Genomic DNA, 14,478 nt, shown 5'->3' on the forward strand with positions numbered 1-14,478 from the left:
TTTATTTTAAATATTTAAAAACTTTATAAAACAAAATCATTAAAGATTTATCCTTATGAGGAGGGAATTTTATGAAGAAAGTTTTTTTCATTTTATTATCCGTGTTAATGTTATTTTTATTAGTATCATGTGAAAAAAGCGACGAGAAAGATGGCATAAAAGTGGCTATGATAACAAGCCAAGGGGGACTCGGAGACAAATCATGGAATGACAGTGGTTATCAAGGATTAGTCAAAGCAAAAGAAGGTATGGACATAGAAACAAAAGTAATTGAACCAAAAGATGCTGCCGAAGGCGAAAAATTCTTAAATGATTTAGCTCAAGCTGGATACGATTTAATAATTACAATGGAATATGCTCATGGTGATGTTTTAAAAGAAGTTGCACCTAAATATAAAGACACACACTTTGCAATATTCAATCAAGTTGTAGATGTTCCAAATGTTGTATCGGTAGTTTTCGGAGAACATGAAGGTTCTTTCCTTGCTGGTGCTCTTGCAGCTTTAATGACTACAGATACATCAATTTCAAGAATAAATTCAGACAAAAAAATAGGTTTCATTGGTGGAATTCAATCACCTGGAATAGATAAATTTTTAGTTGGATATAGAGAAGGGGCAAAATACATAGATAAAGATATACAAGTAGTAGTAGGATATGCAAATAGTTTCGGAGATCCTAATAAGGGTAAAGAAATAGCTTCATCACAAATAAATAATGGAGTAGATATCATATATTCTGTTGCTGGTGGAACTGGTATAGGAGTTTTCGAAGAAGCTGAAAACAAAAATGTTTATGCTATAGGTGTTGACACAGATCAAGATTATTTAAAACCAGGAACAATTTTAACAAGTATGCTAAAAAGAGTAGATTTATCTATATATGAAATAATAAAACAACTTGTAGATGGGAAACTTCAAAATAATACTGTTATGACCCCTGCACTCGCACAAAAAGGTGTTTCTTTAACAGAAATGAAGTATACAAAAGATGATATTCCAGCAAAATATCTTGAAAGATTAGAAGAAATAAAACAAGATATAATAAATAATAAAATAAAGGTTACAGATATTACAGCAAAATAATTTAAGAGGTGTTTCTCAATGGAAATGATAATAAATACCCAAAAACTCACAAAACAATTTGGAGATTTTTTTGCAAATAAAGATATTGACCTTGAAATATATAAAGGTGATTTCCACGCTCTCGTTGGTGAAAACGGAGCGGGGAAAACCACCTTAATGAATATGCTTTATGGATTATACACTCCTTCTTTTGGAAAAATATTCATAAAAGGAAAAGAAATAAATATAAAAAATCCAAAAGATGCTATAAAACATGGAATAGGAATGGTTCATCAACATTTTAAATTAGTTGAAAGTTTATCAATCTTTGAAAATATTTTTCTTGGAAATGAAATAACAAAAAATAAAATGTTCATAAATTTTGAAAAAGAAAAAAAACTTGTTCAAAATTTAATAGATGAATATGGTTATTCATTCTCAGCAGATACTAAAATTAAAGACCTTTCTGTAGGTGAAAAACAAAAAGTTGAAATATTAAAAATATTATACCAAAATGCTGAAATATTAATACTCGATGAACCAACTGCCGTACTAACTCCACAAGAAGTAATAGAATTGCTGAACAACTTAAAAAAACTTCAAAAAAAAGGAAAAACAATAATAATAATAACTCATAAATTAAATGAAGTTAAAGATTTTTCAGACAATATAACAGTTTTAAGAAAAGGTAAAATAGTTGGAAAAGCAAAGACTTCTGAAGTAAGTATAGAAGATATTGCAAAAATGATGGTTGGTAGAGAGGTAATTTTAAAGGTTGATAAGGTTAAAAGTGAAATAGGAGAAAATATATATTCTATTGAAAATGTTTCATTAAAAAATAAAACAAGATCTCTTCTTGAAAATATAAACATACAAGTAAAAAAAGGTGAAATAGTTGGAATTGCTGGTGTTGAGGGTAATGGACAAACAGAATTACTCGGAATACTATCTGGAATAATAAAATGCTCAAATGGAAAAATAACTTTTAAAAATAAAGAAATAACATGTGAAGATCCGAGAAAAATAAGAAATCATAAAATAGGAATAATTCCAGAAGATAGATACGTAGATGGCTTATGTTCTGATATGCCGATATATAAAAATATGATTGCCGGATATCATTACTCTTATTCTTCACCAAAACTACATATTTTTAATTGGAATGATATAAAAAAGCACTGTGAAACTTTAAAAGAAAAATTCGATATAAGAACTAACTCAATTGAAGATAATGTGAGTTGTTTATCAGGTGGAAACGCTCAAAAAATAATAATAGCAAGAGAATTAAGTCAAAATCCAGAACTTTTAATAGTAAGTCAACCAACAAGAGGAGTAGATGTTGGTTCCATAGAATTCATTCACTCAGAAATAATGAACTGCAAAAAAAAGGGTATGGGAATTTTATTATTTTCTTCTGAATTATCTGAAATAATGAACTTAAGTGACAGAATTATAGTAATGTATAAAGGAAAAATAATAGGAGAACTAAACTCAAAAGAAGCCACAAAAGAAAAAATAGGATTAATGATGTCAGGACTAAGCGAGGAAGTGAATCATAATGATGAAAAAAATATTTAAATTCAATATAATGAAGTTTATAATTCCAATCTTGCTTGCTTTTCTCGTTGGAAGCATAATACTTTTAATATCAAATATAAATCCAATATCAGCTTTTTATAATCTCTTCATAGGTGCTTTTGGAAGTGGTAGAGCTTTTTTATCAACATTATACTATGCAACACCATTAATTTTAACTGGTACAGCAACAGCAATAGCTTTCAAAGCAAATCTATTTTACATGGGAGTTGAAGGAGCTTTATATATAGGTGGATTTTGTTCATCACTTGCCGGAATTTATTTTCACGGTCTTCCACCATATATACATATACCTATAGCTCTTTTAATAGGTATGATAACGGGTGGTTTATTTGCAATGATACCTGGAATTTTAAAAGGGATTTTAGATGTAAATGAGATGGTTACTTCAATAATGTTAAACTATGTTGCAATACTTGGAACAACCTATCTCGCATCTTTCCCTTTTAAAGCTAAAGATGCTGGATTTTCAGCAACTGAAATGGTAGAAAAATCTGCTGTAATCCCAAAAATATTTGACAGTTCAATGGTACATTATGGATTATTTTTGTCTTTAATATTTGCAATATTAATATATATAATGTTTAAAAAATCTACATTTGGTTATGATATAGAATCAATGGGAAAAAACGTAAATTTTTCAGAATCATGTGGAATGCAAACAGCAAAAAAAACAATATACATAATAACATTATCTGGAGCACTTGGTGGACTTGCTGGAGCAATGGAAGTTTTGGGAACATATAAAAGATTTATTGCTGGATTCTCAAGTGGGCTTGGATGGGATGGTTTAACAATATCACTATTAAGTAATAATAATCCAATAGGAGTTATATTCTCTTCTATATTTTTTGGAGGACTTTATAGTGGTGGTGCTCAAATGGAACTATTAGCAGATGTTCCAAGAACCATAATATCTGTAATACAAGGTCTAATAATATTCTTCCTTGCGGTTGACTTCACCGTTAAAAGATTCAAAAAAATTAAGAGCAGGTGAAAATGATGGAGATATTACATACAGCAATAAGAGTTACAACTCCGATAGCTCTTGCAGCTTTAGGAGGACTTTTTACACATAAAGCAGGTGTTTTAAACATAGCTCTTGAAGGAATGATGTTGATGGCAGCCTTTATGGGTGTTGTTACAAGTTATTTCACAGGAAGTCCTTTACTCGCAATAATGGCTGCTTTTGGAGTTTCTTTAATAATAGGTTTAATATTCTCATTCTTTGGAATAACCTTAAAAGGAAACTTTATCATAGTTGGACTTGCAGTAAATATGACTGCATATGGAATAACAGCTTTTTGGCTTCAACAATGGTTTGGAATAAGGGGAATATTATCTTCAGATAAAATAATAGGTCTCGATCCAATAGATGTACCAATACTCAATAAAATACCTATAATATCTGATATATTCAATAATCATACACCAATAGTTTATGTATCATTTTTATTGTTATTGATAACTTATATAACCTTAAAACATACAAAAATAGGATTACATATAAGGGTAGTTGGTGAAAATGAAAACGCCGCAAAAGCCGTTGGAATAAAAGTAAACAAAATAAGATATATATCAGTATTATTAAGTTCCTTATACTGTGCATTAGCTGGAGTAAATTTATCTTTAGAAAGTTTAAATTTATTCGTCGAAAAAATGACTGCTGAAAGAGGATTCATTGCACTTGCTGCAATATTCAGTGGAAAAGGAACTGCACTTGGTACATATTTATTCAGTTTTATATTTGGTTTAGGAGAAACATTCCAAATCTCATTACAAATATTCGATGTACCTGGGTCATTAATACAAACAATACCATTTATATTTGTAATAATAATATTAACTTTTATAGGTATCAAAAATAAAAAAAATAAGATCAAAAGGGGGATAACAAATGACTAAAAAAGCATTAATAATAGTTGATATGCTAAAAGATTTTTGTGATGAAAATGGAAAAGCATACCATGAATCATACAAAAAAATAATCCCCAATATAAATGAAATAATAAAATCTGCAAGAAAAAATAACTGTCTAATAATTTTCATTCGACATTCTTATAGAGAAAACAAATTTGATAAAAGTCTTATAAATTTCGAACCAATATGTGTACAAAATACTGGTGGAGATGAAATAGTTGAGGATTTAGATTTCAACTTTAAATCAGATTACACAGTATTTAAAAGAAGATACAGTGCATTTTTTTCAACAGATTTAGATCTCATACTAAGAGAAAACAATATAAAAGAATTATTAATAACAGGTGTAAAAACAAATAATTGCATAAGAGCTACAGTTCATGATGCATATTATTTAGATTATACTCCATACGTAATAGAAGACTGTGTTTCATCAAAAGATCAACTATCACATGAAATAAATCTTAAAGATATAGATAAATATTTTGGTCATGTAATAAATAAAGAAAAAGCCTTAGAATTTCTTGAAAGAGGTGAAATATGACAAATAATATAGATATACTCGCTTGTGGATATCCAAGTTTAGACAGAATAATATATATAAATGATTCCCCTCAATTTCATAAAACAACGATAATAAAAAATGGTGATTATTCAAGAGTATATATGGGTGGTTGCAATGTAAACATAGCAACAATATTATCTGTCCTTGGAAAAACAGCCTTACCACTGATGAGAGTAGGAGATGATTTTGAAACATCCGGATTTAAAAATTTTTTAGAAGAAAGAAATGTAAATCTTGATGGAATAGAAAGAATTAAAAACGTGAATACATCTGGATCACTTTTAATAGAAGATCCTCAAGGAAATCATATAACTCTATTTTATAAGGGAGCTATGGATAGTGATTATAAAGTAAAAATAGATGAAATGCTCATAAAAAAAGCCTCATATCTCGTAATAACCGTCGGAGAATTTAATTACAATAAAAGAGCTGCTGAATTAGCTATAAAAAATAATATTCCAATAATATTTGGTATGAAATGTGATTTTGATGCATTTGATCATGACCTTTTAAAAAAAATAATACATAACTCAAGCATAATATTCATGAATGGTAGCGAAAAAATAGAAATAGAAAAAATATGTGAACTAAGCAAAATAGAAAATCTATTTAAAGACTCAAAAAAATTAAAATGTGCCGTAATAACTCATGGTAATAAACCTGCAGAAATAATATATTTAGAAAATGATGAAATAAAAAAAAGTTCAGTTGACATAATAAAAACAAACAATGTTTTAGACACAACTGGTGCTGGAGATGCTTATATGGCAGGATTTATATTTGGATTTTTAAATGGTGAAAAATATGAAAAATGTGCTCAAATAGGATCTACAATATCCTCTTTCATCATAGAAAAAAAAGGATGTCTTGAAAATATTCCTGACAAAAAAAGACTTGAAAAAAGATTAACAGAATATTATGGAGGTTGAACATGGAAAAAACATTATACTTACAAGTAAGCCCGGAAGAGATATCAAAATATGTAGTTTTATGCGGAGATCCAGGAAGAGTAGAAAAAATAGTTACAAAATTAGATAATTGTAAAAAAATAGCTTCAAATAGAGAATATTTAACTTATACAGGATTTTACAAAGGTATAAAAATAACTGCTACATCAACTGGTATAGGTGCACCTTCAGCTGCAATAGCAATAGAAGAAATGTATAACTGTGGAATGGAAGTTGCTGTTAGAGTTGGAACAATAATGGGCTTAAAAGATGATTTATTGGGAAAATTATTAATACCTTCTGCTGTAATGAAAGAAGATGGAACGAGCCCAACATATGCACCGAAAACATATCCTTCATGTGCTTCATATGAATTAGTTGAAATAATGAATGAAAGTTCAAAAGAATATGGTCTTGAATATAACAATGGAATAATATGTAGCATGGATGGTTTTTACTCACAAATGAAAGAATCTAAACTATCAAACAAGATGAAAAATAATGTAAATAAAACATTTGAAAATCTAAAAAAATACAATATAAGTGGTATAGATATGGAATCAAGTGTAATATTAACTCTAACAAATTTAATGGGAATAAAAGGCTGTATAGTTACTATGACAACAGTATTAGAAAACTTAAATGACTTTTTAAAAGGCGAAGAAAGAACAAAAGCCGAAGATGATCTAATAAACGTTGTATTAAATGGTATAGTAAAATATGCAAAAATTGAGGAGGAAAAAAATGAATTGGTTTGAAGAATTAAAAAATGGAAATTTTGTAATAGGAATGGTTCATTTAGATGCTCTACCTGGAACTGCAAATTTTAAAAACAATATGCCAGAAATATATAAAAAAGGTATTGAAGATGCTTTAGCATTACAAAATGGCGGAGTTAATGCAATAATGATAGAAAACTTTGCAGATATGCCATACAGTGAAACACTTGATTTATCTCAATCTGTAGCTTTATCAGCAGTTTCTGCAGTAATAAAATCTAAAACTAAAATACCTATAGGTATAGATGCAGCTTTCAACGATTATAAAAGTGCTTTATCGATAGCAAAAGCTATTGATGCTGATTTCGTTAGAATACCAGTATTCGTAGACACAGTAGACTCATTTATAGGAATAATAAAACCAGTATGTGATAAAGCTATAAAATATAGAAAAATGTTAAATGCTGAAAATATAAAAATATTTGCAGATATACAAGTAAAATATACTTCAAGAATAACCGAACAGTCAATTGAAGGATCGGCAAACATGGCAATAAGTTGTGGTGCTGATGCTGTAATAGTAACTGGTTCTCATACTGGTGGCGAAACACCTCTAGAATCAATAAAAAGAGTTAGAAATGCTATAAAATCCCCTGTGATAATAGGAAGTGGATTCAATAACCAAAATGCAAAAGAACAATTCAAATATGCTCATGGAGCTATAGTTGGAACAAGTCTAAAAACAGAAAACAAAATAGATTTAGAAAAAGTAAATGAATTGATGAAAATAATAAAAAAATAAAGGAGGAACAAAAAATGATGCGTCCAATGAAATTTGGTGGAGAACAATTAATGTTCGGTGAAAATTCTCTAGAACATTTAAAAACATTAAAAGGAAAAAAAGCTTATATAGTACCGGCAGATTTTTTAATAAATAGCGATTCACTAAATAAAATAGAAAGATATCTTTTAGAAGCTGGATTTGAAGTAAAAATCTTTGATGAAATAATAAACCCAGATCCAGATTTTGATATAGTTAAATCTGGGGCAAAAAAAATGTTAGAATTTCAACCTGATTTAATAGTAACAATAGGTGGAGGTTCGGCAATGGATGCTGCAAAATCTATGTGGGTATTATATGAACATCCAGAAGTAGACACAATAGAAAAATTTACAGCATTACATAATAATTTACCAAAAATGAGAAACAAAGCTATAATAGCCGCTATTCCAACAACAAGTGGAACAGCAAGTGAAGTAAGTCGTTCAGTAGTAATTTCAGATCCAAATACACATAAAAAATGCGGTGTAAGTGATATGCAATTAATAGCTGACATAGTAATACTTGACCCAGAAATGGTCATGAGCATGCCAAAATCTGTAGCTGCATTTACAGGAATGGATGCATTAACTCATGCTATAGAATCTTATGTTTCAAAAAGAGCTAATTTCTTAAGCGATGTTCTCTCTGAAAAAGCTATAGAAGTGATATTTGAAAATATGTATGAATCATACAATAATCCAAACCCTGAATCAAGAGGAATGATGCACCTTGGATCATGTATAGCTGGAATGGCTTTTACAAATGTATCTCTTGGAATAGTGCATAGTATATCTCATACAATAGGAAGCCTTTATGGCGTTCCACACGGGCTTGGAAATGCAATACTATTACCTTATATAATAGAATTCAATATGCAAGATGAAAAAGCTAAAGAAAAATATGAATCATTGGCAAAAAAATTAAACTATACAAGTATTCTTGAAGAAGTCAAAAAATTAAATGATAAAATGAATATCCCCAAAAATTTAAAAGAATACATAAAAAATGATGAAAAATTTGAAAATCAAATAGACGAAATAACTCAAATGTCAATAAATGATGGATGTACAAAAACAAATCCAATAATTCCAGATTTTGATATGATGAAAAAATTAATATTAAAAGCTTATTATGGAGGAAAAAAATGAGTAATTGTAAATTTATAGGATACTTATCTTTTGGATATCCAAATATAGAAGAAAGTTTAAAAAGAGCAGAAGTATATGTAAATTCTGGTTGTGACATATTAGAAATAGATCTTCCAACAAATAATCCTTTTCTTGATAGCGAATTCATAGGAAATAGAATGAAAAAAGCCTATGAAAACTGTTCAAACTATGAAAAATACTTTGAAAACATACAAATATTGAGAAATAAATACAAAAATGTAGGTATGTTAATCTTAGCTTATGAACATACAATCATTGAATACGGTGTGGACAAATTCATAAACAAATGCAAAGAAACAGGAATTGAAGATATCATATTTGTTGGAAATAAAGATGAAAAAACAAAAAATGAATTAATAAAAAAAGGATTAAAAATATCAACATATGTACAATATCATCTCGATGATTTAGAAGTACAAAATGCATTAAACTCAAATGGCTTTGTCTATTTACAAGCTAAACCAGGGAAAAAAGGTTTCAAAGAAAATTATGAAACACTTAATGAAGTAATAAAATACTTAAGAAAAAAAGGAATCAAACAATCAATATACTGCGGAGTAGGAATATCAGAAAAAGAAGATTTTAAAATGGTAAATGATGCCGGTGCCGATGCAGCATTTGTCGGAAGTTCTTTATTAAAAAAAGAAACCTTTGAAGATATAGAAAACATGATAAAAACATGGAAAAATTATATAAAATAATCTTTGTAATCTATTACAGTCTATTAATTTAAAAATATAGTTTATTTATAGTTTAATCAATTCATATATACTATATATAGTCTAAAAAAGTGTGCATAAAATTATGCACACTTATTTTTCAAAATTTTTAAGATACTTCTCAACTTTCTCTCCATCAGAATATCCCAATTCATAAAGTTTTTTAGAAGCTATTTTTTCTTTTTTTAAAGTTGTTATTCCAAAACATTCTTTCGGATCAACAATCAAAACCTCTCCAGTTTTTTCCATTTTTTTGAGTTCTTCAACTGCTTCATTATATTTTTCATTTCTTTGTTCTATTTTCTTAAAAGTTTCTGGATATTTCCTCAAACTATGTTTTATGAGAGACATATGACTTTGCTTTCCTTTAATATAATCTCTCGGTCTTGTTAAAACTACCACAACTCTGTCACATCCATCTTTAAAAGCTTTTTTAAATGGAACAGGTTCAGCAATTCCACCATCATAATAAGGAACACCCTTAACAATATAAGGTTTACAAACAGTTGGAACACAACATGAAGCCTTAAGTATATCATAATTATTGCGACTAACATCAGATTTATTAAAATAACGAGCTTTTCCTGTATTTGCTTCAGTTGCAACAACCACATATTCAGATTTAGATTCTTTAAACGAATCATAATCAACTGGATTTTCTCCACCTTCATTAGATAAATTCGAATATATATAATCAAAATCAAAAAAAGAACCTTTTCTAAGCCAATTATGAAAACTCATATATTCTTTACGAAAAGCATATTCATAATAAAAAGGATAATTCCTTCCTTTTTGTTTTGCTACATATGACATGAGATTAGCACTTCCAGCAGAAACTCCAAGACAATAATCAAAGTCAATATTTCTTTCAATCAAATAATCATATACACCAGCAGAATAAATTCCTCTCATTCCACCACCAACATCTACAATACCAATCAAAAAAATTCACTCCCCCAATAATTATTATAATTAAATTTTATAATATATATGTTAAAATAAATATATATTATATATACCTAAGTATACCTATAAAAATTCAAAAAAATATCATCTTCTACCAATCAAAATAATAGAAGATGATATAATACATCAAATAAATTAAACGTTTTTTATTTCTATCTTATTTATAATATCTTTCAAAAAATTCAAATCAATATCACCAGTAGTTTTAGTAATGGCATTAGACATTCCACAAGCTGTTGCAAATTTTAATAATCTAATATCATCATAATCCTTTTCATAGCCAATCATAAAACCAGCAATCATAGAATCACCAGATCCAACTGGATTAATAACATTGATCTTTGGAATCATAATCCTATAAAAATTATTTTTGAGTTTGGCAATCGCTCCATCTTCACCAAGTGATACTATAATATTTTCCAATTCAAGATTTTCAATCTCTTCAATAAAATTTTTTTGATTTAAATTTTTATTTAACAAACTATTAATTTCATCTAAATTAGGTTTTATAAGAAAAGGCTTTGCTTCAATACCATTTTTCAAATACTCTCCACTTGAATCTAAAATTATTTTAATATCAAATTTATTAGAATACATTATCAATCTTTTATAAACATTATCTTTCAAACCTTGAGGAATACTTCCAGAAACACTGACAAACTTTATATCTGAATTTTGCTCCAAAATATTCTCAAATTTCTTTAAAAACAAATAAAAATATTCTTCAGTTATAACAGGTCCTTTCTCCAAAATCTCCGTATGAGACCCGTCATCAGATAATATAGCTATACAATTTCTTGTTTCTCCATCAATATTTACAAAATCATTAATTATAGATAATCTATCGAGTTCATCTTTTATATATTCTCCAGATTTTCCTCCCAAAAAACCTGTAGCCATCACATCCATATCAAGCTTTTTTAGAACTCTTGAAACATTAAGACCTTTACCACCAGAAGTTATTTTTTCATACTTTGTTCTATAAACCCCGTTTTTATTAAAACCTTCTACATAATAACTTCTATCAATTGAAGGATTCAGAGTAACAGTTAAAAGCAAATAAATTCACCTCTTTTAAAATTTTCCTTCACTTCCACAAAGCTTTATCTTTTTAATAACTATATCTCTCATAGCTTCTTTACCAGGAGTCATATAATTTCTTGGATCACTTTCATCTGGATGATCAACTAAATATTTTCTAACGGCTTTAGAAAAAGGTACTTTCAATTCCGTTGCTATATTAACTTTATTTATTCCATACTCAATACATTTAATAACATCATCATCTGGAAGATCTGATGCTCCATGGAGAACCAATGGAATATTCACTTTCTTATTTATTGTTTTTAATCTTTCAAAATCAAGTTTAGGCTTATTTTTATACAAACCATGTGCAGTTCCAATTGCTACAGCCAATGAATCTATATTAGTTCTATTTATAAAATCACAAACATAATCAGGGTTCGTCAAAAAAACTTCATCATCTTTAACTTCAATATGCTCTTCTCTACCACCAAGTTTTCCAAGTTCTGCCTCTACAGTGGCATTAAAATTGTGAGCATAATCAGATACTTCATGAGATATAATTATATTTTTTTCATATTCTTCCATAGAAGCATCTATCATAACTGAACCAAATCCAAGCCTTATCAAACTCTTAATTTCTTCTTTATCTACAAAATGATCCAAATGTAAAATAATCGGAATTTTATACTTTTGAATAGAAGCTTCAGCCATTTTAATCAAAAACTCAGCACCAGCATACTTCACAGTACCAGGAGTGGCCGCAATAATAACAGGAGATCTCAATTCTGCAGATGATTCTACAACAACTTGAAAATTTTCAAGATTATGTATATTAAATGCTGGAACAGCATAATTTTCATTCCTTGCTTTCTCGAGTACTTCTTTAGATGAAATCATATTTTCTCCTCCATTTTCAAAAAATTAATATTTTTTGATTCATTCAAATACCCTTCTCTACAAAGTTATTTTTATTATTTTTTAAATTAAACTCTTTTAAAGTATTTGGAAATTCTTTTTTCATAATACTTAAATTTTCATCAACAGAAGACATTCTATTCATAAAAATCTCAAGTAGTATTGGCAAATTAATACCACCAACAACCTTTACATTATTATATTTCAAAGATATTATAGAACTTTGTTTAAAAGGAGATCCTCCAGCAATATCACAAAGTATAAAAATGTCATCTAAATCTCTAAACTTAGTTATAGAACTATGAATTTTTTTATCTAAATCATCTAAATTTTCTCCATCTACAAAATTAACAATATCCACATATTTCTGTTTACCAATTATCATTTCTGCAGAAGATAAAATACCATTTGCAAAATTACCATGACTTGCTAAAATAATTCCTATCAAAATAAATCACTTCCTATACTATACCTATTAAATGACCCAATATTCCTATCAAAACAGTTATTCCTATCAACAAAATAGGTGATCTTCCCTTTTTTAAAAGTTTATACATTATCAATGTATAACCAAGAGGTAAAATATTTGGCATTATTTTATCAAGTAAATCCTTTTGAACATCAACTGTAGCTTTTCCAGCATGTATAACAGCTGTAAGATTAAAATTAATATATGAAGCAATTAATCCTCCAACAACTAAAAGCCCTAATATTCCTGCTGCCCTTGAAATTAACTTTGTATTTTCTTTAAGCTTAGTTATAGCACTAACTCCAGTATTATACCCATATCTCATAAGACCAAATCTCAAAGCAAAATGTACTATATTAAAAATAAGTAAAAACACAAAAGGTCCAGCAATACTACCCTCTAAAGATATAGAAGCTCCAACACCTGCTGCGATAGGTAAAAGAGTCAACCAAAACAATGCATCTCCTATTCCTCCCAAAGGTCCCATAGTTGCTATTTTAATATTTCTTATAGTATCTATACTTTCTTTAGCCTCTTCCATAGCTATAACAATTCCCATTATAAAAGTTACTAAAAAAGGATGTGTATTAAAAAATTCCATATGCATTTTCATAGACTTCGATAAATCATTTTTATTTTTATGAATTTTTTTCAAACCAGGCAATAATGAATATAACCAACCACAAGCCTGCATTCTTTCATAATTAAAAGATGCTTGAAGCAATAAAGATCTCCATGCCATCTTATCCAAATCTCTCTTTGTAATTACTTTTTCTTTACTTCTATCTTCATATAAATTAGATTCCATCTGCATATTCCTCCTTTTTTTCTTCTTTATTAGGTTTATTTTTTTGATTAAAATAATCATACATTGCTATTGAAACTCCTATGAGTGCTACAGCTAAAATAGGAAGTTTTAAATAAGTTACTAAAATAAAACCTAAAATAAGAAAACCAACCTGTTCTTTTTTCAACATTATCTTCAAAAGCATTGCAAATCCTATAGCTGGCATCATTCCACCCGCAACGCCTAAACCTTCAATAAGCCATGTTGGAAGAGCCTCAACTATAGTTTGAGCGGATTCTGCTCCTAAATAAACAGGTAAAAAGGCTATTACAGCATAAAATAAAAATAATCCCAAAATAGCTAAATAATTTATTTTTTCTATTCCTTTCAAATTTGTCTTTTCCGCATATTCATCCGCCTTATGCATAACCGGAGACATAATAGTAAACAAAAGTGTAACCATAGCTTGAGCAGCCACTGCAAAAGGAACTGCTATCCCTATTGCAACATTTGGATCTTGATTTGCCAAAATAGCTATAGAAGTTCCTATAACTCCACCAATAACAACATTAGGTGGTTGAGCTCCAGCTAATGGAACCATCCCCATCCAAACTAATTCCAAAGTTGCCCCAGCAATAATACCAGTAGTGACATCTCCTAAAATCAAACCAACAACAAGCCCAGTAACAACTGGTCTATGAATATGAGTCAACCCATTAAACAAATCAATACCCGCTATACCTGCCCATATAGCAATAAGTAAAGCCTGTAAAAACATTCAAATCCCCCCTTT

16 protein-coding genes are annotated in these 14,478 nt (G+C 28.6%); 10 read left to right on the top strand and 6 right to left on the bottom strand.

What is annotated here, in order from left to right:
* Positions 1-71: 71 nt before the first annotated feature.
* Genes C7380_RS06945 through trpA form a run of 10 tightly spaced genes read left to right on the top strand, consistent with a single transcriptional unit; the run spans position 72 to position 9,504 of the window.
* Positions 72-1,085, top strand: a complete 1,014-nt coding sequence (locus C7380_RS06945; protein ID WP_109604772.1) for a BMP family lipoprotein — start codon at positions 72-74, stop codon at positions 1,083-1,085.
* Between the two features lie 18 nt (positions 1,086-1,103).
* Positions 1,104-2,642, top strand: a complete 1,539-nt coding sequence (locus C7380_RS06950) for an ABC transporter ATP-binding protein (RefSeq protein ID WP_109604773.1) — start codon at positions 1,104-1,106, stop codon at positions 2,640-2,642.
* Positions 2,623-3,657 carry an ABC transporter permease gene (locus tag C7380_RS06955; protein ID WP_109604774.1) on the top strand — a complete coding sequence of 345 codons (1,035 nt, stop codon included), beginning with the start codon at positions 2,623-2,625 and terminating at the stop codon, positions 3,655-3,657. The genes C7380_RS06950 and C7380_RS06955 overlap by 20 nt, the downstream gene beginning before the upstream one ends.
* 2 nt (positions 3,658-3,659) lie before the next feature.
* Positions 3,660-4,565 (top strand): ABC transporter permease, encoded by a 906-nt coding sequence (locus C7380_RS06960; RefSeq protein ID WP_109604775.1) that lies wholly within the window; start codon positions 3,660-3,662, stop codon positions 4,563-4,565.
* On the top strand, positions 4,558-5,124 hold the full coding sequence (locus C7380_RS06965) for a cysteine hydrolase family protein (protein ID WP_109604776.1): 567 nt from the start codon (positions 4,558-4,560) through the stop codon (positions 5,122-5,124). The genes C7380_RS06960 and C7380_RS06965 overlap by 8 nt, the downstream gene beginning before the upstream one ends.
* Positions 5,121-6,074 (top strand): carbohydrate kinase family protein, encoded by a 954-nt coding sequence (locus tag C7380_RS06970; protein ID WP_109604777.1) that lies wholly within the window; start codon positions 5,121-5,123, stop codon positions 6,072-6,074. Before C7380_RS06965 ends, C7380_RS06970 begins: the two co-directional genes overlap by 4 nt.
* Positions 6,075-6,076: 2 nt before the next feature.
* Positions 6,077-6,850: a nucleoside phosphorylase gene (locus C7380_RS06975; RefSeq protein ID WP_109604778.1), complete on the top strand. Its 774-nt coding sequence runs from the start codon at positions 6,077-6,079 to the stop codon at positions 6,848-6,850.
* Complete coding sequence (locus C7380_RS06980; RefSeq protein WP_109604779.1) at positions 6,837-7,613, top strand: BtpA/SgcQ family protein; 777 nt, start codon at positions 6,837-6,839, stop codon at positions 7,611-7,613. Before C7380_RS06975 ends, C7380_RS06980 begins: the two co-directional genes overlap by 14 nt.
* Positions 7,614-7,627: 14 nt before the next feature.
* Positions 7,628-8,782, top strand: coding sequence for an iron-containing alcohol dehydrogenase (locus C7380_RS06985; protein WP_109604780.1), 1,155 nt, complete (start codon positions 7,628-7,630; stop codon positions 8,780-8,782).
* Positions 8,779-9,504 (top strand): tryptophan synthase subunit alpha, encoded by a 726-nt coding sequence (trpA, locus tag C7380_RS06990; RefSeq protein ID WP_109604781.1) that lies wholly within the window; start codon positions 8,779-8,781, stop codon positions 9,502-9,504. Before C7380_RS06985 ends, trpA begins: the two co-directional genes overlap by 4 nt.
* 111 nt (positions 9,505-9,615) lie before the next feature.
* On the opposite strand, the gene C7380_RS06995 is transcribed toward trpA, so the two are convergent.
* From C7380_RS06995 to agaW, 6 genes are all read right to left on the bottom strand, one after another.
* On the bottom strand, positions 9,616-10,464 hold the full coding sequence (locus C7380_RS06995) for a patatin-like phospholipase family protein (protein ID WP_206050550.1): 849 nt from the start codon (positions 10,462-10,464) through the stop codon (positions 9,616-9,618).
* A gap of 159 nt (positions 10,465-10,623) precedes the next feature.
* A complete protein-coding gene (locus tag C7380_RS07000; RefSeq protein ID WP_158274827.1) occupies positions 10,624-11,547 on the bottom strand; it encodes a 1-phosphofructokinase family hexose kinase in 924 nt (307 codons plus the stop codon).
* 15 nt (positions 11,548-11,562) lie between these two features.
* Positions 11,563-12,411 carry a tagatose-bisphosphate aldolase subunit GatY gene (gatY, locus tag C7380_RS07005; RefSeq protein WP_109604783.1) on the bottom strand — a complete coding sequence of 283 codons (849 nt, stop codon included), beginning with the start codon at positions 12,409-12,411 and terminating at the stop codon, positions 11,563-11,565.
* A 43-nt stretch (positions 12,412-12,454) separates the two neighbouring features.
* Positions 12,455-12,877: a PTS sugar transporter subunit IIA gene (locus C7380_RS07010; RefSeq protein ID WP_158274828.1), complete on the bottom strand. Its 423-nt coding sequence runs from the start codon at positions 12,875-12,877 to the stop codon at positions 12,455-12,457.
* Between the two features lie 13 nt (positions 12,878-12,890).
* The gene (locus tag C7380_RS07015) at positions 12,891-13,706 is read right to left on the bottom strand and encodes a PTS system mannose/fructose/sorbose family transporter subunit IID (RefSeq protein ID WP_109604785.1); all 816 of its coding nucleotides are present in this window, start codon (positions 13,704-13,706) and stop codon (positions 12,891-12,893) included.
* Positions 13,696-14,463 (bottom strand): PTS N-acetylgalactosamine transporter subunit IIC, encoded by a 768-nt coding sequence (agaW, locus tag C7380_RS07020; RefSeq protein WP_109604786.1) that lies wholly within the window; start codon positions 14,461-14,463, stop codon positions 13,696-13,698. The genes C7380_RS07015 and agaW overlap by 11 nt, the downstream gene beginning before the upstream one ends.
* Positions 14,464-14,478 lie beyond the last annotated feature (15 nt).

Source organism: Oceanotoga teriensis (genome assembly GCF_003148465.1).
Taxonomy (GTDB): Bacteria; Thermotogota; Thermotogae; order Petrotogales; family Petrotogaceae; genus Oceanotoga; species Oceanotoga teriensis.